The organism is Vibrio sp. (assembly GCF_984391705.1).
The window spans coordinates 1-23758 of record NZ_CFHWOM010000003.1; the positions used below are offsets into that span (position 1 = coordinate 1).

Here is a 23758-nt window from a genome sequence, read left to right on the forward strand (position 1 = left end):
TCGAATTGTGTGACCGTCTGGATATGCAGCTTCTTATCGCGGCACCAGAAAACATAAGCCCAGAGAAAGGTACGACCTACAAACTGGTGCGTAAGGTGTTTAAGGATCACGAACACGTACACGTAGTTGGTCTGCGTGGTTTTGGTCAAACGGATAAACCTAAGACCGAAGCGCAAGAGCTTATAGAAGAGTTCTAATCTCGTATTGAATAAAAGCCTGGCTTCGGTCAGGCTTTTTTGTACCTCTTTAACAATTCAAGGGAAGGGAGAGCTCTGATTTACAGGCAACAAAAAGCCCTGCGTTTATGCAGGGCTTGATTCATCTGTTGTCACTTAGAATTGCGCTTGTACACCAAATTGTCTTGCGGCATATGCGACTCGTTCTTCGGCGGTTGGATAGTTTGCTGGCATACCTAAGGTCTCTATATGGTGAAGGCGTGGAAGTAAACCTGCACCATTGGCGATCTGGATTGCAAGCCCTGGTCGAGCATTGAGCTCTAGAACCATTGGACCTTCTTCTTTATCCAGTACCATGTCAGTACCCATATAACCGAGCCCCGTCATTTCCCAAGCACTTGATGCAAGCACCAGTAGACGTTCCCAGTGAGGAACTTGTAGAGTGGACAGGTCTTTTCCGGTATCGGGATGATGGGTTATCGGTTGGTCAAATTGCACCGCACGAATCGCCTTACCTGTTGCGATATCAAGCCCAACACCTACCGCACCTTGGTGCAAGTTGGCTTTACCATCTGATGCAGCAGTTGAGCAACGCATCATGGCCATGACTGGGTAGCCTTTAAAGACGATGATTCGCACATCAGGCACACCCTCGTAACTAAAGCCATCAAAGCAGTCATCAAACTTAATTAGGTTTTCGACCACAGCAACATCATTCTTACCGCCAAGAGAGAACAAGCCAGCCAGTGCGTTACTGATGTGGCGCTCAACGTCCTCTTGGTTAATGGTAGAGCCAGAAGGCTTGGTGTACACGCCATCTTTATGGGAAGTGATAACCAAAATGCCTTTACCACCACTTCCTTGGGCTGGCTTAATCACAAAGCCAGGCCAGTCTTTAACCATGTTGTGGATCGTTTTCACTTCAGCTTGGTTGTTGATAACTCCGATCAGCTTAGGCACGGTAGCGCCCGCTGCTTGAGCGATGATTTTTGTTTTCAGCTTGTCATCAACCAATGGATATTTAGAGCGATCATTGTAGCGACCAATGTAACTGTGGTTACGTTGATTCATGCCCATTATACCTTTATGGCGAAGCTTGCCTGGCGACGTAAACTGCGAAGTAAAACGTGAAAGCATCGTTTAATCCTCCGCTAATGGCTTAAAGCGGCGTAGCTCTGTCAAACGGTAACCCGTGTATGTACCAAGTAATAAAATACCCGATAGTACAATCAGTTGTAGACCAATGAAGTTAAAGGTTAAGTGCTGAATGTATGGATTCGTCATTGCTAGATAAACCAGCACGGCAGTTAGCAGTGAGCCACCGCCTTGTAGTACCACTTCTTTAGCACCTTCTTCTTCCCATAGAATCGACATGCGCTCGATAGTCCATGACAAGATGATCATTGGGAAAAACGTAATCGATAGACCTTCCGTTAAGCCGATCTTGAATGCCACGACAGTAAAGACAGAAATGATCATGATAACGGTAATGATCACCGCCGAAATCCGCGCGACGAGTAGCAAGTTAAGCCTTGAAAGATAGCTTCGGATGACCAAGCCAGTCCCCACAATCAGTAGGAAACCAACAATACCTGTGACCAGTTGAGTTTGAACAAAGGCAACGGCGATAAGGACTGGCATAAAGGTACCAGACGTTTTGAGGCCGATGATTACGCGGAGGAAGACCACGATAAGAGCACCAATTGGAATGAGCATGATGGTCTTAAACATCGCTTGCTCTTCAAGCGGTAAGCTGTGAATTGAGAAGTTTATCAAGCCATCGGCTGAAACTTTGTCGTTGGTCGCTTGTTGAGGGGAAACCTCTTGAGCAATCATAGAGAAGTGAACTTGGCTATTTTGACCGCCCATTAAGTCTAACAATGAAACGTTTGATTCATCCCAGACTAAAATGTTCTCAGCGATAACCTGGTCAGCACTTTTCGGGTTAAATAGAACCCATTGTTTGCCGTCCCACACTTGATTCATATGTTGGATTGATTGACGACGGCGTCCGTCCTCAAGCTCAATAACGCCAACAACTTTACCTGGGATTTGCGCGAAAGCGAGCATCTTATCGACAGCTTCGACTTTAGACATTTTGTTTAATAACAGTGAAGCATTTTGGCTTTCTGAGTCGTTGATGGTTTTAATCAGTTCACGTGCAAAGGTTATATCGTCTGCTGAGCGTTGATTTGCGCGTTCTATCAGTGCAATGGCAGCTGCTTCTGTCGGGCCATCAAAAGTAGGTTTGGAAATTTCACTTGCTGGTGGGATTGGATCAACTTTTGCCTGAGGATCCACGAGGAATTTTGCTTTGTAGTAGATGGTTTGAGGGCCTGTCGCTTGACGGATTGACCATTCGGCGCGGCGGCCTGCATCAGAATTTACGTAGGAAACGCCATAGCCTGGAGAAGACGATGACTCGTCTATTAGCGTAAAGCCATTTTGAGTGTGCGGAGCTGCCAGAGAGGCTTTTACCGGCTTAGCTTGAGCATTAAACTCGACTCTAGCTTCAATATCCCAAACTTGGCGAGTCTCGCCTGGTGTCCAAGGGACCCCATAAGTTTGGTGGCGGAATATACTTAACGCAATACCGGCTAAAATGAGTAGCACAACCGATATATAAAAAGGGACTTTGGATGTCATAAGCTACCTTATTATTTTTTTTGGACGTCCGTGTGGATGTATTTCTTACTTACATCAACCACTGCAATATCGCGAATGAACTCACGACCTAGAAGAACAGGATGACTCATTTGAGAGCGATCTGCCAAGGTAAACTGCGCTTTTTCATGGATTTTTCCAAGCTTTACCCACAATTCAATAACGGCGCGTCTTTCAACTTCTTCGTTGGTGGATTGGCGGATTTTTACATAACGTAAAATCGGTGACTCAATCCAGTTTTCATCCGTTAGTGGTGTTTCACCATCAGATAGGTGGAAACGCACCCAGTTTTTGCCATTACGTTCGAATTCTTCAATATCGACAGCATTGAGTGATGAGGTTGCTGCCCCGGTATCTACGCGAGCATCAAATGATTGTTTGATAGCGTCGATAGTCACTTTTTCTACTTCGCCTAATACAATTTGATGGCTTGGTGTAGTTTGCACCGGAGCTGGAGCTGGGATCACAACTGGCTCATTTTTGATTTTTACCTCAGTCATGATCTCTTTTTTAAATGTAAGTAGTTCGCGATCGAGAGTGTCAATTTGAGCTTCTAGACTTTCGATGTAATTGTTTTGGTTACTAATTTGGAGAGACAGATCCTCAATCTTTGTTGAGAAGTTCGATTCATTTGCTTGAATCGCCGCGAGCGTTTCGTTGTGGTACTGCTCGCCTTTAGTTAGAGCACAGCCTGAAAGCAGGACTATGGCTACAACTGGAGTCAATCTGGTTAGCATGAATAAACCTGAGAGTGTTGAAAGTAGTTATAAATAAAGAGTTTAGCGTATTTACAGAATCAGTCACAACTCACAGTTGAGACTAAGCTCTCATCCTGTAAGGATTAATGAACGATTGCAAAAAATAAGGGCGCGATGCACCCTTACTTGATAATAATTGATGAGCGTGAAGAGTAACCGTTAATACTTAGGTATTGGTTAACTCTCTGTCAATTCACTGGTAGTTATAGCAACTTACTATTAAGGTTTCGTTGCCACTAAAATCGCGCGACGAGGAGCAGGGTGGCCTTCAACCGTTTTACTTGGATCATTTGGATCTAGGTAATCAGGTAGAGAGTTATGTGTCATCCATTCAGTGGTTCGTTGTTCACCTGTCGTAGTTACATTCTCGTCGGCGATACGTACGTTTACAAAACCAACGTTCTCGAGCCACACTTTTAAGGCTTTTGCCGAAGGGAAGAAGTAGACATTACGCATTTGAGCGTAACGATCGACAGGGACAAGTACTGCGTTTTCATCGCCTTCGATAACTAGGGTTTCCAGTACAAGCTCACCGCCAGCTACCAATTGGTTCTTCAATTGGATAAGGTGCTCAAGTGGCGAGATTCGGTGGTAAAGAACACCCATGCTAAATACAGTATCAAATGCTTCAAGCTTTGGTAGTTGCTCAATACCAAGTGGTAATAAATGCGCGCGTTGATCGCCACCCATAAGTTTACGGATGGCTTCAAACTGAACTAGAAACAGATGAGAAGGGTCAATACCGACAGTTAGTCGGGCGCCTTCACCTAGCATACGCCACATGTGGTAACCGTTACCACAGCCGACATCTAATACGCTACGGTTCTTGAGAGGCGAGATATGAGGAAGCACTCGATCCCATTTCCAGTCACTGCGCCACTCTGTATCAATGTGAATTCCGTGAACAGTGTAAGGTCCTTTACGCCAAGGATGAAACGTGCGTAAAAGGTTCTCTAGCTTTTTCAACTCACCAGTATGAAAAGGCGCATCGTTTGCGATGGTCACTGAATTCTTTATATCGATTTGATCAGGCGAACCTTCAGGGATCTTATTCAGTGCTTTTACCCAGCGTCCAAAATCGCCATGTTCCGCATTTGCCCAATCGGTTAATTGTTGAGGTAATACATTTAGCCAAGGCTGAAGACGAGTGTCTTGAGCGATTAACTGATAAAAATTAGCAAAATTAAACATAGGTTTTTCACTGAGTAATTAGTTAAAAATTAAACGTAGAGCTAGGGTGTCGTTGCTTACTTGATAGCAAACATAGAACCAAAGTTAAAACACTGGAACCAGACGTCATAGCTGCTAAAGCCAATTTGAGCGAAACGCTCTTTATGCTCTTTTTTTGAATCTGGACGCATGACATTTTCAATCGCACTGCGTTTTTGACTGATTTCGAGTTCGCTGTAGCCATTGGCACGCTTAAAGTCGTGGTGAAGATCAATCAGTAGTTCGTTAGAAACTTGATCTTCAAAAACATACTTTTCAGATAGGATTAAAATACCGCCAGGGCGCAGGCCAGCGTAGATCTTTTCCAAAAGAGTGTAGCGATCTTCTGGAGACAGAAACTGCAACGTGAAGTTTAGAACCACAACTGACGCATTTTCGATATCTATATTGCGAATGTCGGCTTCTACGACGTTGACTGGCGTGTCGCTGCGGTATGCATTCACGTGAAGCTTACAACGCTCTACCATCGCTGAAGAGTTGTCGACAGCAATAATCTGACAACCTTCTTGTTTGATATGGCGACGCATTGAAAGTGTTGCGGCACCCAAAGAACAGCCTAGGTCATAAATATTTGAGTGCGGTTTTACAAAGCGCTCAGCCAGCATGCCAATTGCAGAGATAATATTGCTGTAGCCCGGAACAGAGCGTTGAATCATGTCAGGAAAGACTTCCGCAACACGTTCATCAAAGGTGAAATCCCCAATTTTATCGATTGGAGCCGAAAAAATGGTATCTGGATTGCTCTTAGGGTTCATAACTCGATTCTCATCCTGCGCAAGTGCTTCGCTCGCGCGGTCTACAGACATTAAAAAGGCGCGTATTTTAGGGGAAATTCGCGCCTATGTCATGCTTTGCGGTCATTCAGTTTAGAACATCTGTATTTGAGTGTTGCCATCGTCTGCTGGAAAGCGAGTTAAATCGGGTAATTGACAGTGTTGCTGCAATCGTTGATAGAGTTTGAGAGCCAACTCTGGGGCGATCAAGTTATCCGATGTATGGATGAATAAGTACGGCTGTTTTCCCTGCGCTATCCACTCAGGAAGTTTCGTTAGCCAAGGTGAGAAAAAACTATCATTCTTCTCGTCTACAGGATGACCAATAAAACGAATCATGGGATTGTCCGATGTTGAAATAGCATGGACAGGGACTCTTGGTTTTTTTTGCTGGGCATCCAACAGCGATTCGTAATGAGGGTGCTCAGGTGTTAGTGATTCAGAAAAGACAGGGCGGCTATCCATAATGATACGATCGTAACCATTTTCTAATAGCCATTGGTTGAGCGTTTTTTCTGCCTCACCTTTGGCAAAAAACTCAGGGTGACGAACCTCGATTGCGATTGGAAAATTCGGCGGGAACAAAGTGCAAAACTGCTTTAAGGTTCCGAGGTGTTGTGGCCCAAATGCCGCAGGTAGTTGAATCGTCCACTGGCCTATCCGCTCGTGAAGTGGAGACATGACTTGCATAAACTCCTTTAACGGCGCGTGGCAACCTTGCAGCATATGTTGATGGGTTATCGCTTTAGGGAGCTTAAAGGTGAATTTGAAGTCGTCATGGGTCGCTGACTTCCAGTTGTTCACCGTAGTCAAGCTTGGCGTGGCATAAAAAGTGGTATTTCCTTCAACAGTATGAAAGACCTGTGCATATTTCTCTAGGCGTTCGGCAGGCTTGGTACCACTACCATAAAAGCTGCGTTGCCAGTTGTTGTGAGACCACATTGTTAGTCCAAGTCGAAGGGGTAAACTTTCCATATGTCTTCGTAATATTGTGTATTGAAACTTAGGTGATTAGAGCTTTGCCGAATCGCCTTTAATAAGGCTATAATCTGCAGCAAATTTTTCATATTGCTGCTGTTTTACGCCTTTATTGGTTTAAAAAGCATCAATGGATGATAAATCGCAATAAATTGTACGCTAGGTGGTCGATTTCATCCCACTTTCAGCGTATAAATGGAACTTTGCTCTATCGATAACGTTAACATCGATAGATAGTAATCAACAAATTTTAAGAGATTGGGAAATTCATTATGCGTACCCATTACTGTGGTCACCTGAACAAGTCCCTTGCAGGACAAACTGTAGAACTTTGCGGCTGGGTTAACCGTCGTCGTGATTTAGGCGGTCTTATTTTTATCGATATGCGAGATCGTGAAGGCGTAGTTCAGGTTGTTGTCGATCCAGATATGGCAGACGCGTATGAAGTGGCTAACACACTGCGTAATGAATTTTGTATCAAGCTAACGGGTGAAGTACGCGTTCGTCCTGACAGCCAAGTAAACAAAGACATGGCAACGGGTGAAGTAGAGATCATTGCGAAAGGTCTTGAGATCATCAACCGTTCAGATGTGCTACCTCTTGACTTCAACCAGAAGAACTCAGAAGAGCAGCGTCTTAAGTACCGTTACCTAGATCTACGTCGTCCTGAAATGAGCGACCGCATCAAGCTACGTGCTAAAGCGTCTAGCTTTGTTCGTCGTTTCCTAGATGACAACGGCTTCCTAGACATCGAAACACCAGTACTAACGAAAGCGACACCAGAAGGTGCACGTGACTACCTAGTACCTAGCCGTGTTCACAAAGGTTCGTTCTACGCGCTTCCTCAGTCTCCACAGCTATTCAAACAGCTGCTAATGATGTCTGGTTTTGACCGTTACTACCAAATCGTTAAGTGTTTCCGTGATGAAGACTTACGTGCTGACCGTCAGCCAGAATTCACTCAGATCGATATCGAAACGTCATTTATGACGGCTGATGAAGTACGTGCAACGACTGAAAAAATGGTTCGCGATATGTGGCAAGAGCTACTAAACGTTGACCTAGGCGAGTTCCCAGTTATGCCATTCTCTGAAGCGATGCGTCGTTTCGGTAGCGACAAGCCAGATCTACGTAACCCACTAGAACTAGTAGACGTTGCTGACCTAGTTAAAGATGTGGAGTTCAAAGTATTCTCAGGCCCAGCTAACGATGAAAAAGGTCGCGTAGCAGTTATCCGTGTACCAGGCGGTGCTAAGCTGACTCGTAAGCAAATCGACAGCTACGGTGAGTTCGTTGGTATCTACGGTGCGAAAGGCCTAGCATGGATGAAGGTTAACGACCGTGCAGCAGGCATGGAAGGTATCCAATCTCCAGTGGCTAAGTTCCTAAGCGAAGACGTCATCAACGGCATTCTAGATCGCACTCAAGCTGAATCTGGTGACATCATCCTATTCGGCGCAGACAAAGCAAACACTGTATCTGAAGCTATGGGCGCACTGCGTCTGAAACTAGGTACAGATCTAGAGCTAACAGACGAGTCTGCATGGGCGCCACTATGGGTTGTTGACTTCCCAATGTTTGAAGAAGACGACGAAGGTAACCTTCACGCTATGCACCACCCATTCACATCACCTCTAGGTGTGACTGCGGAAGAGCTAAAAGCGAACCCAGCATCTGCTAACTCAAACGCATACGACATGGTTCTAAACGGCTACGAAGTAGGCGGCGGTTCTGTACGTATCCACAACGCAGAAATGCAATCAGCAGTATTTGATATCCTAGGTATCGAAGCTGACGAGCAGCAAGCGAAGTTTGGTTTCCTACTAGACGCACTTAAGTTCGGTACACCGCCACACGCAGGTCTAGCATTCGGTCTTGACCGTTTAGTAATGCTACTTTGTGGTACAGAGAACATCCGTGACGTTATCGCGTTCCCGAAAACAACCAACGCTTCTTGTTTACTAACAGACGCACCAAGCCTAGCTAACCCAGCAGCGCTTGAAGAACTAGCGATTGCTGTTAAAGCAGCAGAGAAGAAAGAAGAAGAGTAATCTACTCTTCATATTTGAAGTTGCAGCGTTGTTAACTGCGTAAGTTCACCGGAGCGCCGGCCGCCCTAATTACATAGAACACCTATGCGCATAGGGATGAACTTACTTGTTGCCTAGCTGAAACTCCAATTATTTTGAGTATATGATTTCGCTGAATAGCAAAAGCCGCTTCATTTGAAGCGGCTTTTTTGTATCCGTTGATGACTGTTTGTTGCTGATGTGTTAAAAGGTGACAAGCATTTTTCAGGTACAAATATCTTTATGAGTCATCATCTAATCCATTGTAACGCCACGCAGCAATTAAGACGCAAAGTGTTGATTGGGATGTGTATCGTTTTAGGGTTAGCCGCTTTTCTGTTTGGTCTCGCTAATCTGTTCTATTTTGATGACAGGGCAAATGTACTAGGCATTGTTGAACTTATCTACTGTGCCACTTCGTTTACGATGTTGTTCTATATTTGGAAACGTGAACAACCAAGTTGGTTTCTTATCTTCCATTGTGCCGTTCTTACCTTTTTGATCAGCTATGGTACCTATGCGAGTCGTATAGAAAGTTCTATTTATCTGTGGGCGGTAGCCCTTCCCACGATGTTTTATCTCGCATTGGGGTTGCGACTTGGCTTTTACTGGAGCTTAGTTTGCCTGCTGCTAGAGCTTGCTACACTTGATGTTGCTTTAGATGACTCGGCACAGGTACGCTCCGCTGTGTACCTAAACTTTGTTCTTGCATATGTGTTTGTTTGGACGATTTCTCATGTTTATGAAAACAGTCGTGTCAAAGGGGTGGATAGTCTTAACACGCTTGCCCATCAAGATGCTTTAACGGGGGCTCAGAATCGGTTGTCACTGGTTACCACATTCGGTCAGCGAGCCAAGCAACTAGAAGGACGCTTCTTGTTAACCCTAGATATTGATGACTTCAAAATAATTAATGACAGTTACGGCCACGCGGCGGGTGATGACGTTTTGAAGCAGGTAGTGGAGAGGCTGGCAAGTGTCGCTGGGCAGCAGCACATCTATCGAATGGGCGGAGAAGAGTTTGTTATTGTGTTGCCAAACATGAGTAGTGAACAAACAGGCTTATCTAGATGGGTCAAACAGCTTCAAGCGAGCGTAATGGCAACGCCGATGTATTTCCAAGGTCATGAATTAGAGGTGACCTTCAGTGCGGGTGTCGAGCAGTTTTTTCAAGTAAAGGGGCTAGATAAAACGCTTTCACTTGCCGACAAAGATCTATATCTGGCAAAGAAATCTGGCAAGAGAAGCACATTCTATCAAGGTAAAGTGCTCTCTTGACTCTTATTACACAGGGTCAGATTGACACTTCTTTCCAAGCTCCAGGTTGCAAATCACCTAGCTTGATGTCTCCCATCGAATAGCGAATCAAACGCAGGGTAGGGAAGCCGATATTGGCTGTCATGCGACGTACCTGACGGTTACGTCCTTCAATTATCGTAATCGCCAACCATGTAGTTGGAATATTAGCGCGAAAACGTACGGGTGGATTACGTTCCCACACAGAAGGTTCATCGATCACTTCCACTTTTGCAGGCAGTGTCATTCCGTCTTTAAGTTCTACACCTTTACGCAGCTTATCAAGATCTTCTTCGCTAGGTGCGCCATCCACCTGTACCCAGTAAGTTTTGGGAGACTTTGAACTTGGTTGAGTTAAACGAGCTTGAAGAATACCATCGTTGGTGAGCACCATAAGTCCTTCACTGTCTCTATCTAAGCGACCTGCTGCATATACGTCTTTGACTGGAATAAAGTCCGCGAGCGTTTTTCGACCTTCTCCATCAGTAAACTGGCTGAGCGTATCAAATGGCTTGTTAAACACGATAACCTTGCGATCTTGTGGTGAAACCCTTGGCTTGCTGCTGTTTGTTTTCTTACGCTGCTTGGATGAATGTTTATTAAATCCTGATGCTGAAGATGGACGTTTAAAACCGGATTTACCGTTTCGAGCAGAAGAAGAGTTAGACTCACGGCGTGAGCGTGGTGACATGTTAACTACCTTGCAAAAATGTAAATGAAGTGTGGGTAAAACTTTTAACGAGATGCGGAATAAGCTACCATTTGCGCGCCCAAAAACAGGATTGGCGAACAAGATAATAGACTATTCTTTCAATTTTGTTTAATTATAACTAATCGCTCTCAAGGATGTCGCGCACTCGCGACGAAAAAATAAAGAGACGGCAAAAGCGCAACAAGTGAGGGGATTATTCATAACTTGTTAGCGAACACACACATAGGACCAATGACAAATCGGTCCGGTTAGAACAATAGGGAAATTTCATGCCTACAGAAAAACCTACAATTATTTACACAATTACTGATGAAGCACCTGCGCTAGCTACATATTCACTACTTCCAATTATTCAATCGTTTACTGCTTCTTCAGGTATCAACGTTGATACGCGTGATATCTCTCTTGCTGGGCGTATTATTGCTAACTTCCCAGAACACCTAACAGAAGAGCAACGTATTGGTGATGCACTTGCAGAGCTGGGCGAACTAGCAAAAACGCCAGAAGCAAACATCATCAAACTGCCAAACATTTCAGCGTCTATTCCTCAGCTAAAAGCCGCGATTGCTGAACTTCAAGCTAAGGGTTACAACCTACCAAACTACCCAGAAGAGCCGAGCACGTACGAAGAAGAAGCGATCAAAGCAACGTACGACAAAATTAAAGGTAGTGCAGTAAACCCAGTTCTCCGTGAAGGTAACTCTGACCGTCGTGCTCCTCTATCTGTTAAGAACTATGCGAAGAAAAACCCACATTCAATGGGCGCATGGTCTGCAGAGTCTAAATCTCACGTTTCTAGCATGTCTGGTAACGACTTCTTCGGTAGCGAAAAATCACACACAGTAGATGGCGCGACAGAAGTTAAGATTGAATTCGTTGCTGCTGACGGCGCAGTGAAAGAGCTGAAAGGTGCTTTCCCACTTCAAGACAAAGAAATCATCGACTGTTCAGTAATGAACAAGAAAGCGCTAGTAGAGTTCTTTGAAGCGCAAATCGCTGAAGCGAAAGAGCAAGACGTTCTGCTATCACTTCACATGAAAGCAACCATGATGAAAGTGTCTGACCCAGTGATCTTTGGTCATGCGGTTAAGGTTTACTACAAAGACGTATTCGCAAAATACGGTGACGTATTTGAGAAGCTCGGTGTTGATGTAAACAACGGTATCGGCGACGTGTACGCTAAGATCCAAGCTCTTCCAGTGGCTCAAAAAGAAGAAATCGAAGCGGCTCTACAAGCGGTTTACGAAACTCAGCCTCCACTAGCTATGGTTGATTCTGACCGTGGTATCACTAACCTGCACGTACCAAGCGATATCATCGTTGATGCTTCTATGCCAGCAATGCTGCGTTCTTCTGGTCAAATGTGGGGTCCAGATGGTAAGCAGAAAGATACTAAAGCGATGATCCCTGATCGTAGCTACGCGGGTATCTACCAAGCAGTGATCGACTTCTGTAAAGAAAACGGTGCATTCGACCCAACCACAATGGGCAGCGTACCAAACGTAGGCCTAATGGCTCAAAAAGCAGAAGAGTACGGTTCACACGACAAGACGTTCATCCTAGATGCTGCGGGTACAGTACGTGTTGTTGACGCATCAGGTGCAGTATTACTTGAGCAATCAGTAGAGGAAGGCGATATCTTCCGTATGTGTCAGGTGAAAGATGCGCCAATCCAAGATTGGGTTAAGCTTGCAGTAACACGTGCGCGTGCAACAGGTGTTCCAGCGGTATTCTGGCTAGATGAAAACCGTGCACACGATGCTCAGCTGATCAAGAAAGTAAACGCATACCTTCCACAGCACGACACTTCTGGCCTAGAAATCAAGATTCTTGCTCCACTAGAAGCGTGTCAGTTCTCTCTAGTTCGCATCAAAGACGGTCAGGACACTATCTCAGTCACAGGTAACGTACTTCGTGACTACCTAACTGACTTGTTCCCAATCCTAGAACTAGGCACATCAGCGAAGATGCTTTCTATCGTTCCACTAATGAACGGTGGTGGTCTATTTGAAACGGGTGCTGGTGGTTCTGCTCCTAAGCACGTTCAACAGGTAGAAAAAGAAAACCACTTACGTTGGGATTCTCTTGGTGAGTTCCTTGCACTAGCAGCATCACTGGAGCACCTGAGCACAGTCGCCGGTAATGCTAAAGCGCAAGTACTTGCAGATGCACTAGATAAAGCAACGGGTGATTTCCTAGACAACAACAAGTCGCCATCGCGTCGTGTTGGTGAGCTAGACAACCGCGGTAGCCACTACTACCTAGCGACATACTGGGCACAAGCTCTTGCTGCGCAAACAGCAGACGCTGAACTGGCAGCTGAGTTTGCACCAATCGCTGAAGCACTGTCTTCAAATGAAGAGAAGATTGTTGCTGAGCTAAACGATGCTCAAGGTGTTGCGGGCGAGCTTGGTGGTTACTACGCACCTGTATTTGAAAAAGCAGCGCCACTAATGCGTCCAAGTGCTACGCTAAATGACATCATCAATGCTTAATCATGCTTGATTGATAGATAAAACAAACCCGCCGAAAGGCGGGTTTTTTGATCATAGCGATCGGATTAAAATAGTTATTAACTATGGCAGCGGTTTATTTAGCTAATTGAGCTTCCACTGGTGTCACGACACTTGCGTGATAACCTTTAGGACCTTCTTCCACTTCAAAGTTGACTTGTTGGCCTGCTTTCAGAGTACGATAACCATCCATCTGAATTGTGGAGTAGTGCGCAAACACATCCCCATCGTCACCTTCTGGACAGATAAAACCAAATCCCTTGGCGTTGTTAAACCATTTTACTGTACCTGTAGCCATGCTATACATCCCTCATGCATTTTGTTACTGATGTTGTTTGAACGCTCACAGTTTTTCCAATGTGAACAAAAAGTGAATTTCCATTCAGCCGCTGCCAAATTTTCAGTCACTATTTGACCAATTTAGCCAATGATTGAGCACAGTCAATAAGAAAAAGGTCTTAGAGTCTACATATTTGCAAACAAATCACTTTTGAGATTTACATTTTTATAACTATGTGACAGGGCTTCACTGAGTCGTTATTTATGCGCCAAATGGTTTTTGGTTTCTTTTTAATCAATTAGATAGATAAATCTGGAAGAGAAGAATCTTTTATTTGCAGCCGCTCAATTGCTGCATTAGTCTCTAAGTAAGGGCAAAAAGTTTCTTATAGATATTTGTCCTCAAATGTAAGAGCTAAATTCAAAACATCTGCTCACTGAAGTGGTAAAATTAAAACAAGTCGTACACCAACGTTGATAAGTCATGAGCAAGCATTTTGAATGGGTGACTCCAGATTCAGATTTACTGGAGTTAGAGAAAACAAAAGTTAAACCACCATCTATGTATAACGTCGTGTTAAATAACGATGACTACACCCCGATGGACTTTGTAATTGAGATTCTGGAACGTTTTTTTTCAATGGACGCGGACAAAGCAACCCAGGTTATGCTCAAAGTGCATTATGAAGGGAAGGCAATTTGTGGCACATTTACTGCTGAAGTTGCTGAAACCAAAGTGGCCCAGGTCACGATGTATTCTAAGGAAAACGAGCATCCTTTGCTTTGTACAATGGAACAAGCGTAACGTTTGTTCGTACAACCTGAGTTGTTGTTGAAGGAGGTACTTATGCTAAATAAAGAATTAGAGTCGAGTTTAAACAGTGCGTTTTCTCGAGCTCGAGACAAGCGACATGAATTCATGACTGTCGAGCACCTCCTGCTAGCATTACTGGAAAATGATGCTGCTAGAGAAGCTTTGCAAGCTTGTCAGGCTGATATCGAAGCTCTGAGAAACGAGCTAGATATTTTTATTGACCAAACAACGCCTCTTATCCCAGAAAACGATGAGACCCGTGAAACTCAGCCGACCTTGAGTTTTCAGCGAGTGTTACAGCGTGCAGTCTTCCATGTTCAATCTTCCGGCCGAAGTGAAGTGACCGGTGCCAATGTCTTGGTTGCCATCTTCAGTGAACAGGAATCTCACGCCGCGTATCTGCTTAAGAAAAATGATATCAGTCGTCTTGATATCGTTAATTTTATCTCACATGGCATTACAAAAGCCTCAAGCGCTGGGGATGATTCATCATCTTCCGATTCATTCAGCAGTGAAAGCGTAGAAGAAACTAACTCCGAAGAGCGCCTAGAGAGCTTTGCGACCAATTTAAATCAAATCGCGAAACAAGGTCAGATCGATCCGCTTATCGGTCGTGATAAAGAGCTTGAGCGAACAATCCAAGTGCTGTGTCGTCGTCGTAAAAATAACCCTCTACTAGTCGGTGAGGCAGGTGTGGGTAAAACGGCGATTGCGGAAGGTTTAGCTTGGAGAATTGTTGAAGGCCAGGTCCCTGAAATAATCAAAGACAGCGTGATTTACTCACTCGATATTGGTTCTCTATTAGCTGGTACCAAGTATCGTGGTGACTTTGAGAAGCGATTCAAGGCAATATTGAAGCAACTTGAAAAAGAAGATGACGCTATCTTATTCATCGATGAAATCCACACTATTATCGGTGCGGGCGCGGCTTCTGGCGGCCAAGTTGATGCCGCAAACTTGATTAAGCCTCTGCTAAGTAGCGGTAAACTACGATGTATTGGTTCTACAACTTATCAAGAGTACAGCAATATTTTCGAAAAGGAGCGCGCGTTGTCTCGCCGTTTCCAGAAAATTGATGTCGTTGAGCCTTCCGTTGATGATACAACTAAGATTCTTATCGGTCTTAAACCGAAGTACGAGGCTCACCATGAGGTTCGTTATACCAATAAGGCGTTACGTGCGGCAGTAGAGCTGTCAGCGAAGTACATCAATGAACGTCATTTACCTGACAAAGCGATTGACGTTATTGATGAAGCGGGTGCTCGCAGTCGTCTCGCTCCTGCTAGTCGTCGTAAGAAGACAGTGGGTGTTGCAGACATTGAAGCTATGGTTGCCAAAATGGCCCGTATTCCTGAGAAGTCAGTCTCTTCTTCGGACAAAGAGATCCTGCAAAATCTTGACGAAAAAATGAAGATGCTGGTCTTTGGCCAAGACGATGCGATTGATGTATTGAGTGAAGCAATCAAGCTCTCGCGCGCAGGCCTTGGCGCTGAGAATAAACCTGTTGGTTCGTTCCTATTTGCCGGTCCTACAGGTGTAGGTAAAACGGAAGTGACGGTTCAATTGTCGAAACTTATGGGTATTGAGCTGTTACGCTTTGATATGTCTGAGTACGGCGAGCGTCATTCTGTCAGTCGATTGATTGGTGCTCCTCCTGGTTATGTGGGCTACGATCAAGGTGGTTTGTTGACCGACGCAGTGATCAAAAATCCGCATGCAGTTGTGCTATTGGATGAGATTGAAAAAGCGCATCCAGATATCTTTAACTTGCTGCTTCAGGTTATGGATAACGGCACATTGACAGACAACAACGGACGTAAAGCCGACTTCCGCAATGTGATCTTGGTGATGACAACCAATGCTGGCGTTCAGATGACCGAGAAAAAATCGATTGGTTTGATCCAGCAAGACAATAGTCATGATGCGATGTCGGAAATCAAGAAGGTATTTACTCCTGAATTCCGTAACCGTCTGGATAGCATCATTTGGTTCAATAGCTTAGATGAGCACGTAATACATCAAGTCGTAGATAAGTTTATTGTTGAACTTCAAGCTCAGCTTGATGCCCGTGGAGTCTCTTTAGAAGTATCTGATGACGCTCGCCACTGGTTAGCGCTCAAAGGTTATGATAAAGCGATGGGTGCTCGCCCTATGGGACGTGTTATTCAAGATAAGCTTAAAAAGCCTTTGGCGAATGAGCTGTTGTTCGGAAGTCTTGTCGATGGTGGTACGGTGAAGGTAGAGCTCAAAGATGAAGATCTAAAGTTCGAGTATCATAGCGAGAAAGAAGCAGCCGTTCACTAGGTGAAAGCGTAAGCGTTAATGGAAAGCCAGAGCACTTGCTCTGGCTTTTTTGTTGTTCTTAATTAGAGTGAGTCGTTGCTGAATAGAGGCTGAAGAGCTATGAATGAGTCTTCTACGGATTGAGGTAGTGCCTGCTCTATTTGAAATCCAAGCGCCGGATAGGTTTTGATTCGTTCTAGGTCGCCAAGCATCGCTCTTACTGTGGTGTCTAGCTCAATCTCTTCATTGAAGTAGTCGCTGAAACCTGTTTTGGGTGAAGTCACACAGAGTTGTTCTATGTACCCTGGCCATTGTTTGAGAAACGTTGCGTAAGTTCGCCTTTCCATGTAAGGCTTTTGAACTAAAATAAACGACTTAAACTCGTACCCCAATTGTTCCAGTAGTTCTGAGGTAAACTTAACGTTTTCACCAGTGTTTGTCGCTTTGTTCTCAATGATTATACTTTTGTTTGGAACTCCCATATCTCGAGCGATTGCGGCGAAGGTTTCAGCCTCGGTTTGATCAAATACCCCTTCTGTCAGTCTCCCAACGCCACCTGAGAAAATGAGAGTATTAGCCCAACCTTCGAGATAGAGCTTGGCTGCATACTCAGCAACTCTTAGGTCGTTGCTACCTAGTACAAAAATGCAATCGGCCTTATGCAGATCATGACCTAGCTGCATATAAGACCAAATATGTTCAATATGTTGATAGAGTTTCAAGGCTTATCCTTATGCTTTAAACCAACTCAAGTGTGTGCTGGTGGTGAAAGCGGTAACCCAGATTAATCAAGGTGTCAGCTAGAATTCTTTTGTCGGCTATATGCACTATCGGTGGGAGAGATTCCGTTGACTCGACACTATTAAGCGCAGCTTGGTAGAACTCTGCTTTACTTACTGTATTTGGAGTTGTGGCGTTGACGATGCAGTTGTTATCCAAGTTGGCGACATAACTAACAGCACCGATGGCGTCGGTTAAATGCAGCATGTTTGCAGGGGCTAGGTCACTAACTTGCTTGAGCCTTGGAGCAAAGCGAGAAGGGTGACGGTCGGGACCGACTAGGCCACTGCATCTAACAATCGCGAATTTTAGACCAGAATCCTTTACAAATTGCTCGGCTTGCAACATGACTTTTGCTTTTTCACCGAATAGCTGATGACTTTGTGCGAGCGATAGGGAGGCTTGCTCCTCAAGCATTGGCTCTGCTACGTTAGGATAGACGGTCGTAGAGCTCACCATAACGAGCTTAGTAACCTTGGTCGCTAAACATACGTCCACCAGTTTTTTCCAATACTCAGCATACTGATCGCCAGAGCCGGAACGAAAACCTGGAGGGAAGCAGCCAATAACAATGTCCGGCGATTGTGCGCGTAATGGCGCACTTAATACTTTCACAGAGTCATTTAGATCAAACTTGAAGGCGTTAAGGGATTCTTCTTTTAACTTTTGAACCCCATTATCAGAGGTTTTACTTACGTAAGTCTGATGACCAATGCTTTCTAAATAGTGGGCTAATGGGCGTCCCAACCAGCCACCTCCAATTACGGTTATTGTCTTCACTATTAACTCCCTGTAACTAAATCTCTTATTTCCGATCTTAACATGCGGTGGATAGGCAACGCACTGAAGCTTGGGTGCTGGATTACATCGACATTAGCTTGCCAAGTCAGTTGTTTAAACTCAACAGGTACGCGGACCACATCACCACTATCGAGTAATGTTTGCACCATATGTGTGGGCAGCACTCCCCAACCAAATCCTTTGCTTATCAAGTCCATAAGGATGTAGTAATTGTCAGCATACCAAACATTTGGGCTGTAGGCTTTTTGAAAGCTGCTTGTCTTAGCAGTTTTTGAGCGTGTCAGCAGCTGGCGATGCAATGTTAAGTTTTCGAGGTTTGATGATGTTGATTGCGCTAATGGATGTAGGCTCGAAACATAAACGTCGAATTGAATACTTCCTACTGATTCGAAATCAATGCCTACAGGTAAATCGATCTCTGAAAACAGAATTCCTGTAGTTGCGCGTTTTGATTCGACTAGTTCAATTACATCGACACTGGAGGCCGCAAGAAACTCAAAGTTCACACCAGGAAATTGGCTAACGACCCGTTCAATCGCTGAATAGAGCTGCTTCATAGGTATCCCTTCATCAATGGCGATGGAGAGGTCAGTCAATTCTTGATTGAATATTTGTGCCGCGCTTTGTTTTAGTCTGTTGTGTTGTTGAAGAGTGGCTTTTGCATAGGGAAGTAACTGCTTACCTTCTAGCGTCAGATCTGGGTAACGTCCCGTACGATCGAATAACTCAAATCCACTATCAATTTCAAGGTTGATGATGTGTTGGCTTATGGCTGACTGTACTTTGTTTATTGAACGAGCCGCGGCGGAAAAAGATCCATGTTCTACCGTTGCCACAAATGCTTGGAGTTGCTCAATACTAAACATATCGTTTTTACTGATGGTAACTAACTATCTTCTATCTTAGTTTGGCATGAAAATGTGTGCAACCCAATCAAGTTTGTGAGAAGAAGAACGATGAAGTCGAAAGAAAGAGTATTTCATGCTGTATTATTTGAGGTCATCGCGTTGTCGATATTGATTCCAGTTTCGGCCCTGATTACCGGTAAGGGAACCAGCGATTTAGCGATGGTTGGCATCGGTCTGAGTTTGTTTACTGTGGTATGGAACTACTACTACAACATAATGTTTGATTGCTGTTTCGGATCGAGAAGAGAACAGCGTTCACTGGCCTTACGTATTGGCCATACGGCGGGGTTTGAAGGAGGATTAATCTTCATTACTGTTCCTTCAATTGCATGGTTTTTGGGGATCACAATTTTTGACGCTCTATTATTAGAAGCGGGCTTTTTAGTGTTCTTTTTCATCTATGCGACGGGTTTTAACTGGTTGTATGATAGATACCAACCTTACCGCTTAATCGTTTGGAAGAGCTAGAATACTGAGAGGTAGATCCTATGATTAAAAAGGACGTTTAATCATTAAGTGGGATTAGTATGAAGTGGTGGCTGGTTCTCGTTTTGGTATGGGGTAGTGCTTATGCAAAGCAACCCGTTTATATGACGTCACTAGAATGGCCACCTTATTCAGGAGAAACACTTGCGGACAACGGCCTTTCAATAGCTATTGCCAGAGAAGCGTTTGCTATCATGGGGTATGAACTTATTGTTGAATTTAAGCCTTGGGTAAGAACGGTCACCACTGCTTCTAAAAACGATAAGTACATCGGCTACTTACCTGAGTATTACTTTAAAACTAACGAGTTTGTTTTCTCCAATTCTATTGGTAGTGGTCCACTAGGTTTTGTTCAAAACCGGCAAAAGCCAATCCTTTGGTCTTCGTTGATTGACTTATCTAGATATCGTATTGGTATCGTTCAGGGCTATGTGAACACAAAATTGTTTGATGAGCTGGTGGAACAGGGGACGTTGGAGGTTGAAGCTTCGGTAAGTGATAGCCGCAATATTTATAAAGTGGCGAAAGGTCGATTAGATCTAGCCGTCATTGATGAGAATGTACTTCGTTATTTAATCGAGAGCGATCCGCGTAAATCGGTATTAGCTGAGAGGCTGGAGATGAATCGCCAACTGTTGGAGATAAAACAGCTTTATCTTGCGTTTAAGAACACCCCAGAGGGGCACAGTTGGCGTGACATATTTAATAAAGGGTTAGAGCAGGTTGACGTTGGAAAGATTGCATCTCGTCTTTCGAAGCAAGGAGAGGTTCATTCCAGCGATTAAGCGCTCGCTTCCTTCTTGATTAGCTTGATAGGACTCTTAAGATTTTGTCTGCGTGTTCTGCAACTTCAATTCCTTCGTCAGTCAGGTAACCGCCATCAGGTAATGTACAAAGACCTTTATTGTAGATACGGGTAACTGCTGCCTGCATCTCTTCCGTCGCATCTTGGTGTACTTTGATGCCTGTTGCGGCACTGCTTAAATCGAATTGCAGTAGTAAGTTAAGCTCGGCGATATGTTCTTGTGTGTACTTCATAATTAATACCTTTACGAAACAATACACTTACCTTAGTTGTAGCCTTATAGCGCGGCAATTCAATTTACGAAGAAGTGTTATCTACGGCATAAAATTAGAACTTTGTTGAATAAATTTGAATAGCGATTGAGCAAACACAAAGTTACGGTTCGGTTTTGGGTTAGGCCGCCATCTGAAATGTAAGTACAGAAAAATGAAAACTTATAATACCAAAAGTGTATAAAACGAAGTGTTTATATGAACAATTAAACTAAAACGTAACGAGTAGCACTTACTTGGCGATGGTTTTTATTTAAGTGTATGAAAAATAATAATAAATAACTCCTGTGTTATTGGCGTATTTATCTGTTCTTATATTATGATTATGTCTCATCAAGTAAACTTTTCTTCAGATTAAAAACTATTTGTCTATCTCCGTGATTTAAGTCTTGAAATTGATCACATTTCGAGTGATTATCCGCGCCCATTATCCACATGTTTCAAGATGTTAATCTGATGAACCTAAACCAATTTGATTCGCTGCTACCGCCACAAGTAGCAGAGCGTGCGGCTGAGATCGGTGTTGATAAAGCAACAAAAGATCCGATGAAGTCGTTTCTTCTCGCAATCTCAGCTGGTATCCATATTGGTATCGCTTTCGTTTTTTACACAATAGTAACGACAGGTGCTGGCGATATTCCTTGGGGTATTTCACGTTTGCTTGGCGGCTTGGCGTTTAGTTTGGGTCTAATTTTGGTTGTGGTCACTGGTGGAGAGCTATTTACCAGTTCTGTATTAACTTTAGTGGCTCGCGCTAGTGGCAAAATCACTTGGAAGTGTTTATTTAAAAACTGGTTAGTCGTTTACGGTGGGAACTTGGTCGGTGCGCTTTTGCTTGTCGCTTGTATGCTTTTAACAAAACAGTACATGTTTGATCATGGGCAAGTGGGTTTAAACGCGATGGCAATTTCGCAACATAAGCTACACCATACTTTTGTATCAGCGGTCGCCCTGGGCATTATGTGTAATGTATTGGTTTGTATTGCGGTATGGATGACCTTCAGTGGTCGAACCCTAACAGATAAAATTGCAGTGATGATTTTACCAGTGGCAATGTTCGTTTCTGCTGGCTTTGAGCACTGTATTGCTAACATGTTCCAAGTGCCGATGGCGATTGGGATAAAGAATTTTGCACCAGCTGAGTTTTGGCAGATGACAGGTGCGAATATCGCAGACTATGCCGATTTAAATCTGATTGATTTCTTATTGAACAACCTGATTCCAGTCACCTTAGGTAACATTATTGGTGGCGGTCTATTCGTTGGAATGTGGTATTGGTTAATTTATCTGCGTGATTAATCAATGTCGTTTTAAAGAAAACCGGAGTTCGCGATGCGTTCTCCGGTTTTTTATTAGTGTTCTTCAACTAAGCCAAACTCTTCTGGGCTTACTAACAATTCTGGCTCATCAAGGAGCCAATTGATCATTTCAGCATCGTATAGAGGCTGGAGAAGGTGATCATTTGTGCTATCCACTTGCATTTTAATATCCCTCATTTGTCCCCACTGCCAATCTAATTGGTGGAAATGAAAGATTTATTACGTGTTTTGAATTAATTTATATGTGTGTGTTTGCAAAGGGTTTTCTTGTTCCATGAGAAATTATCGAGAGCCAACATAAGTACGCACCAAGGTATCACCATTGTTATCCACAGATTCTGTGGATAAGATCATTTTGCCTAGCTATAGCGTTGATCTTATTTGTCCAGTATTGGTTTGATCAAAATACGTCCATGGGGATGAATTGCTTTTTGAATAGCCAGATTTAAACAGATAGAAATGGACACCGACATCATCACGAAGATCGCAATCATGATCATGATTTGATATTTGATCGCCACGATAGGGTTGGCCCCACCTAAGATTTGACCTGTCATCATGCCGGGAAGTGTTACCAGCCCACTGGTTGCCATAGAGGCTAATGTTGGCGCTAAAGACTTTCTTATCGCCTCTCGCAAGAAAGGTAGTGTTGCATAGCGTATGGTTGCTCCCAATGAAATAGCGGCTTCATATTCATCTTTTCGTTCTTCAAGTGCGGAGAAAAAGTTTTGCAGCGCGATGATGTTCCCGCCAAGAGAGTTGCCAAGCAGCATGCCAGCTAATGGGATGAGGTATTGCGCATTATATAATGGGGTAGGTTGAATGATAACTAAGCAAATCATTGCCAATAATGGTGTTAGCCCAATAAACAAGCCAACTGATACCGGGATAAAAAGTGTACGTTTGGGCAGTTTCGCTTTGTCTAAAATAGAGCTCGCCCCAATTGCCATCATGACTAACAGCCAAAGAAGATTGACTGTCATGCTATCGAGAAGAAACAGATACTCTAGGTAGACACCGACAAGTGTCAATTGAAGTCCCATCCTTAACACACCTAATAGCGTATCTTTTGCTATACCTAATTGGTAGTAGTGGTTCAGAAAAAGTGGCAGCAGAAGAGTAGAGGAAAAGAGGATAAGTAGGGTCCAGGGAATATCGACGACAGTGTTCATAATGAGCTCCAGTATCTGCAGCTTCATGATAGCTTTGTTTACAGATAACAGCCACTTAAGAAGGTGGCTCCAGCTCAAACTGATGTAAGTGGCTCCTTACCCTCTAAGATCAAAAAATTAACATCCAAATCTGAGAATTGGCAACAAATAGTGTGATTTTGGGTGGAAAAAACGTGCTTCAACTGGTTTAAAATTAACACTTATTCAATGACTTGTTATTGAGTTGTAACTTATTTAACGTAACTTTCACTATTAATAAATTTTCATATTCGGGTGTAATCTGACATATCAAATGTTAATTAAACACATCTCTGGATGAGCTCAAAAAAGTATTGAATAACAAGGGGTGATGGCGATCAATCCATTGAACCTTACTAATAGTATGGTCTAACATTTCTTTCTAGAGATTGTAAAAAAATAAGCTTGCTTTAAGAAGCTACCCAATAACACTAGATACAAAATAGGCAAATGTATGAGTGATGTTAATAAAATTGAGAGTGGTGAAAAACGCTCTTTGGAGTGGAAGTCATTCCTCTTCATCGCGGTCGTTCTCTTCCCTGTGTTGAGTGTGGCATTTGTTGGTGGTTACGGATTCCTTGTATGGGCACTACAAGTATTCTTCTTTGGACCTCCAGGTGCACACGGCATGTAAGCCGTGAGCTCATTCCCA

At 43.8% G+C, this 23758-nt stretch carries 24 protein-coding genes; 10 read left to right on the forward strand and 14 right to left on the reverse strand.

Features of this window, described 5'->3' with window-relative positions; all coding sequences use genetic code 11:
• A partial coding sequence (locus tag AC4MRV_RS03540) for a hypothetical protein (protein ID WP_491186047.1) occupies positions 1 to 197 on the forward strand: 197 nt, incomplete at its 5' end.
• A gap of 135 nt (positions 198 to 332) precedes the next feature.
• Here AC4MRV_RS03540 and AC4MRV_RS03545 read toward each other — a convergent pair.
• From AC4MRV_RS03545 to AC4MRV_RS03570, 6 genes are all read right to left on the reverse strand, one after another.
• A complete protein-coding gene (locus AC4MRV_RS03545) occupies positions 333 to 1313 on the reverse strand; it encodes an alpha-L-glutamate ligase-like protein (protein WP_491186048.1) in 981 nt (326 codons plus the stop codon).
• Between the two features lie 3 nt (positions 1314 to 1316).
• Positions 1317 to 2822: an inactive transglutaminase family protein gene (locus AC4MRV_RS03550; protein WP_491186049.1), complete on the reverse strand. Its 1506-nt coding sequence runs from the start codon at positions 2820 to 2822 to the stop codon at positions 1317 to 1319.
• 11 nt (positions 2823 to 2833) lie between these two features.
• The gene (locus AC4MRV_RS03555; protein WP_491186050.1) at positions 2834 to 3577 is read right to left on the reverse strand and encodes an ATP-dependent zinc protease family protein; all 744 of its coding nucleotides are present in this window, start codon (positions 3575 to 3577) and stop codon (positions 2834 to 2836) included.
• Positions 3578 to 3817: 240 nt separating this feature from the next.
• Complete coding sequence (gene cmoB / locus AC4MRV_RS03560) at positions 3818 to 4789, reverse strand: tRNA 5-methoxyuridine(34)/uridine 5-oxyacetic acid(34) synthase CmoB (protein ID WP_491186051.1); 972 nt, start codon at positions 4787 to 4789, stop codon at positions 3818 to 3820.
• 56 nt (positions 4790 to 4845) lie between these two features.
• Positions 4846 to 5583: a carboxy-S-adenosyl-L-methionine synthase CmoA gene (cmoA, locus tag AC4MRV_RS03565; RefSeq protein ID WP_038138861.1), complete on the reverse strand. Its 738-nt coding sequence runs from the start codon at positions 5581 to 5583 to the stop codon at positions 4846 to 4848.
• A 111-nt stretch (positions 5584 to 5694) separates the two neighbouring features.
• Entirely contained in the window at positions 5695 to 6576 is an 882-nt protein-coding gene (locus tag AC4MRV_RS03570) for a DUF72 domain-containing protein (RefSeq protein ID WP_491186052.1), read from the reverse strand.
• 275 nt (positions 6577 to 6851) lie between these two features.
• On the opposite strand from AC4MRV_RS03570, the gene aspS reads away from it, so the two are divergent.
• Together aspS and AC4MRV_RS03580 are read left to right on the forward strand one after the other, a co-directional pair.
• The gene (aspS, locus tag AC4MRV_RS03575) at positions 6852 to 8630 is read left to right on the forward strand and encodes an aspartate--tRNA ligase (protein WP_491186053.1); all 1779 of its coding nucleotides are present in this window, start codon (positions 6852 to 6854) and stop codon (positions 8628 to 8630) included.
• Positions 8631 to 8891: 261 nt separating this feature from the next.
• A complete protein-coding gene (locus AC4MRV_RS03580) occupies positions 8892 to 9926 on the forward strand; it encodes a GGDEF domain-containing protein (protein WP_491186054.1) in 1035 nt (344 codons plus the stop codon).
• A 16-nt stretch (positions 9927 to 9942) separates the two neighbouring features.
• Here AC4MRV_RS03580 and AC4MRV_RS03585 read toward each other — a convergent pair whose 3' ends face one another.
• A complete protein-coding gene (locus AC4MRV_RS03585; RefSeq protein ID WP_491186055.1) occupies positions 9943 to 10635 on the reverse strand; it encodes an rRNA large subunit pseudouridine synthase E in 693 nt (230 codons plus the stop codon).
• Between the two features lie 290 nt (positions 10636 to 10925).
• Between AC4MRV_RS03585 and AC4MRV_RS03590 the strand changes: the two genes are divergently transcribed.
• Complete coding sequence (locus AC4MRV_RS03590; RefSeq protein ID WP_491186056.1) at positions 10926 to 13151, forward strand: NADP-dependent isocitrate dehydrogenase; 2226 nt, start codon at positions 10926 to 10928, stop codon at positions 13149 to 13151.
• Between the two features lie 94 nt (positions 13152 to 13245).
• Here AC4MRV_RS03590 and cspD read toward each other — a convergent pair whose 3' ends face one another.
• The gene (gene cspD / locus AC4MRV_RS03595) at positions 13246 to 13467 is read right to left on the reverse strand and encodes a cold shock domain-containing protein CspD (RefSeq protein WP_491186057.1); all 222 of its coding nucleotides are present in this window, start codon (positions 13465 to 13467) and stop codon (positions 13246 to 13248) included.
• A 465-nt stretch (positions 13468 to 13932) separates the two neighbouring features.
• Here cspD and clpS point away from each other — a divergent pair, with 465 nt between their 5' ends.
• Together clpS and clpA are read left to right on the forward strand one after the other, a co-directional pair.
• Positions 13933 to 14253, forward strand: a complete 321-nt coding sequence (clpS, locus tag AC4MRV_RS03600; protein ID WP_491186058.1) for an ATP-dependent Clp protease adapter ClpS — start codon at positions 13933 to 13935, stop codon at positions 14251 to 14253.
• Between the two features lie 42 nt (positions 14254 to 14295).
• The gene (gene clpA, locus AC4MRV_RS03605; protein ID WP_491186059.1) at positions 14296 to 16566 is read left to right on the forward strand and encodes an ATP-dependent Clp protease ATP-binding subunit ClpA; all 2271 of its coding nucleotides are present in this window, start codon (positions 14296 to 14298) and stop codon (positions 16564 to 16566) included.
• Positions 16567 to 16628: 62 nt separating this feature from the next.
• Here clpA and AC4MRV_RS03610 read toward each other — a convergent pair whose 3' ends face one another.
• From AC4MRV_RS03610 to AC4MRV_RS03620, 3 genes are read right to left on the reverse strand one after another with little or no spacing between them, the layout of a single operon-like run.
• Positions 16629 to 17228 carry a YdcF family protein gene (locus AC4MRV_RS03610; protein WP_491186230.1) on the reverse strand — a complete coding sequence of 200 codons (600 nt, stop codon included), beginning with the start codon at positions 17226 to 17228 and terminating at the stop codon, positions 16629 to 16631.
• Between the two features lie 55 nt (positions 17229 to 17283).
• A complete protein-coding gene (locus AC4MRV_RS03615; protein ID WP_491186060.1) occupies positions 17284 to 18105 on the reverse strand; it encodes an NAD-dependent epimerase/dehydratase family protein in 822 nt (273 codons plus the stop codon).
• A 2-nt stretch (positions 18106 to 18107) separates the two neighbouring features.
• A complete protein-coding gene (locus AC4MRV_RS03620; RefSeq protein WP_491186061.1) occupies positions 18108 to 18992 on the reverse strand; it encodes a LysR family transcriptional regulator in 885 nt (294 codons plus the stop codon).
• 90 nt (positions 18993 to 19082) lie between these two features.
• Here AC4MRV_RS03620 and AC4MRV_RS03625 point away from each other — a divergent pair, with 90 nt between their 5' ends.
• Entirely contained in the window at positions 19083 to 19502 is a 420-nt protein-coding gene (locus AC4MRV_RS03625; RefSeq protein WP_491186062.1) for a PACE efflux transporter, read from the forward strand.
• 59 nt (positions 19503 to 19561) lie between these two features.
• Positions 19562 to 20305 carry a substrate-binding periplasmic protein gene (locus AC4MRV_RS03630; protein WP_491186063.1) on the forward strand — a complete coding sequence of 248 codons (744 nt, stop codon included), beginning with the start codon at positions 19562 to 19564 and terminating at the stop codon, positions 20303 to 20305.
• 19 nt (positions 20306 to 20324) lie between these two features.
• Here AC4MRV_RS03630 and AC4MRV_RS03635 read toward each other — a convergent pair whose 3' ends face one another.
• Positions 20325 to 20558, reverse strand: a complete 234-nt coding sequence (locus AC4MRV_RS03635; protein WP_491186064.1) for a TIGR02647 family protein — start codon at positions 20556 to 20558, stop codon at positions 20325 to 20327.
• A 495-nt stretch (positions 20559 to 21053) separates the two neighbouring features.
• Here AC4MRV_RS03635 and focA point away from each other — a divergent pair, with 495 nt between their 5' ends.
• The gene (focA, locus tag AC4MRV_RS03640) at positions 21054 to 21896 is read left to right on the forward strand and encodes a formate transporter FocA (protein WP_491186065.1); all 843 of its coding nucleotides are present in this window, start codon (positions 21054 to 21056) and stop codon (positions 21894 to 21896) included.
• A 53-nt stretch (positions 21897 to 21949) separates the two neighbouring features.
• On the opposite strand, the gene AC4MRV_RS03645 is transcribed toward focA, so the two are convergent.
• Positions 21950 to 22078, reverse strand: coding sequence for a hypothetical protein (locus tag AC4MRV_RS03645; RefSeq protein WP_491186066.1), 129 nt, complete (start codon positions 22076 to 22078; stop codon positions 21950 to 21952).
• A gap of 215 nt (positions 22079 to 22293) precedes the next feature.
• Positions 22294 to 23088, reverse strand: a complete 795-nt coding sequence (locus AC4MRV_RS03650; protein WP_491186067.1) for an ABC transporter permease — start codon at positions 23086 to 23088, stop codon at positions 22294 to 22296.
• A 472-nt stretch (positions 23089 to 23560) separates the two neighbouring features.
• Between AC4MRV_RS03650 and torE the strand changes: the two genes are divergently transcribed.
• Positions 23561 to 23740 (forward strand): trimethylamine N-oxide reductase system protein TorE, encoded by a 180-nt coding sequence (gene torE / locus AC4MRV_RS03655; protein WP_491186068.1) that lies wholly within the window; start codon positions 23561 to 23563, stop codon positions 23738 to 23740.
• Positions 23741 to 23758 lie beyond the last annotated feature (18 nt).

Coding starts and splice junctions, on each gene's coding strand:
- AC4MRV_RS03545 (WP_491186048.1), bottom strand. CDS start 1,313: ATGCTTTCACGTTTTACTTCGCAGTTTACGTCGCCAGGCAAGCTTCGC.
- AC4MRV_RS03550 (WP_491186049.1), bottom strand. CDS start 2,822: ATGACATCCAAAGTCCCTTTTTATATATCGGTTGTGCTACTCATTTTA.
- AC4MRV_RS03555 (WP_491186050.1), bottom strand. CDS start 3,577: ATGCTAACCAGATTGACTCCAGTTGTAGCCATAGTCCTGCTTTCAGGC.
- cmoB (WP_491186051.1), bottom strand. CDS start 4,789: ATGTTTAATTTTGCTAATTTTTATCAGTTAATCGCTCAAGACACTCGT.
- cmoA (WP_038138861.1), bottom strand. CDS start 5,583: ATGAACCCTAAGAGCAATCCAGATACCATTTTTTCGGCTCCAATCGAT.
- AC4MRV_RS03570 (WP_491186052.1), bottom strand. CDS start 6,576: ATGGAAAGTTTACCCCTTCGACTTGGACTAACAATGTGGTCTCACAAC.
- aspS (WP_491186053.1), top strand. CDS start 6,852: ATGCGTACCCATTACTGTGGTCACCTGAACAAGTCCCTTGCAGGACAA.
- AC4MRV_RS03580 (WP_491186054.1), top strand. CDS start 8,892: ATGAGTCATCATCTAATCCATTGTAACGCCACGCAGCAATTAAGACGC.
- AC4MRV_RS03585 (WP_491186055.1), bottom strand. CDS start 10,635: ATGTCACCACGCTCACGCCGTGAGTCTAACTCTTCTTCTGCTCGAAAC.
- AC4MRV_RS03590 (WP_491186056.1), top strand. CDS start 10,926: ATGCCTACAGAAAAACCTACAATTATTTACACAATTACTGATGAAGCA.
- cspD (WP_491186057.1), bottom strand. CDS start 13,467: ATGGCTACAGGTACAGTAAAATGGTTTAACAACGCCAAGGGATTTGGT.
- clpS (WP_491186058.1), top strand. CDS start 13,933: ATGAGCAAGCATTTTGAATGGGTGACTCCAGATTCAGATTTACTGGAG.
- clpA (WP_491186059.1), top strand. CDS start 14,296: ATGCTAAATAAAGAATTAGAGTCGAGTTTAAACAGTGCGTTTTCTCGA.
- AC4MRV_RS03610 (WP_491186230.1), bottom strand. CDS start 17,228: ATGCAGCTAGGTCATGATCTGCATAAGGCCGATTGCATTTTTGTACTA.
- AC4MRV_RS03620 (WP_491186061.1), bottom strand. CDS start 18,992: ATGTTTAGTATTGAGCAACTCCAAGCATTTGTGGCAACGGTAGAACAT.
- AC4MRV_RS03625 (WP_491186062.1), top strand. CDS start 19,083: ATGAAGTCGAAAGAAAGAGTATTTCATGCTGTATTATTTGAGGTCATC.
- AC4MRV_RS03630 (WP_491186063.1), top strand. CDS start 19,562: ATGAAGTGGTGGCTGGTTCTCGTTTTGGTATGGGGTAGTGCTTATGCA.
- AC4MRV_RS03635 (WP_491186064.1), bottom strand. CDS start 20,558: ATGAAGTACACACAAGAACATATCGCCGAGCTTAACTTACTACTGCAA.
- focA (WP_491186065.1), top strand. CDS start 21,054: ATGAACCTAAACCAATTTGATTCGCTGCTACCGCCACAAGTAGCAGAG.
- AC4MRV_RS03645 (WP_491186066.1), bottom strand. CDS start 22,078: ATGCAAGTGGATAGCACAAATGATCACCTTCTCCAGCCTCTATACGAT.
- AC4MRV_RS03650 (WP_491186067.1), bottom strand. CDS start 23,088: ATGAACACTGTCGTCGATATTCCCTGGACCCTACTTATCCTCTTTTCC.
- torE (WP_491186068.1), top strand. CDS start 23,561: ATGAGTGATGTTAATAAAATTGAGAGTGGTGAAAAACGCTCTTTGGAG.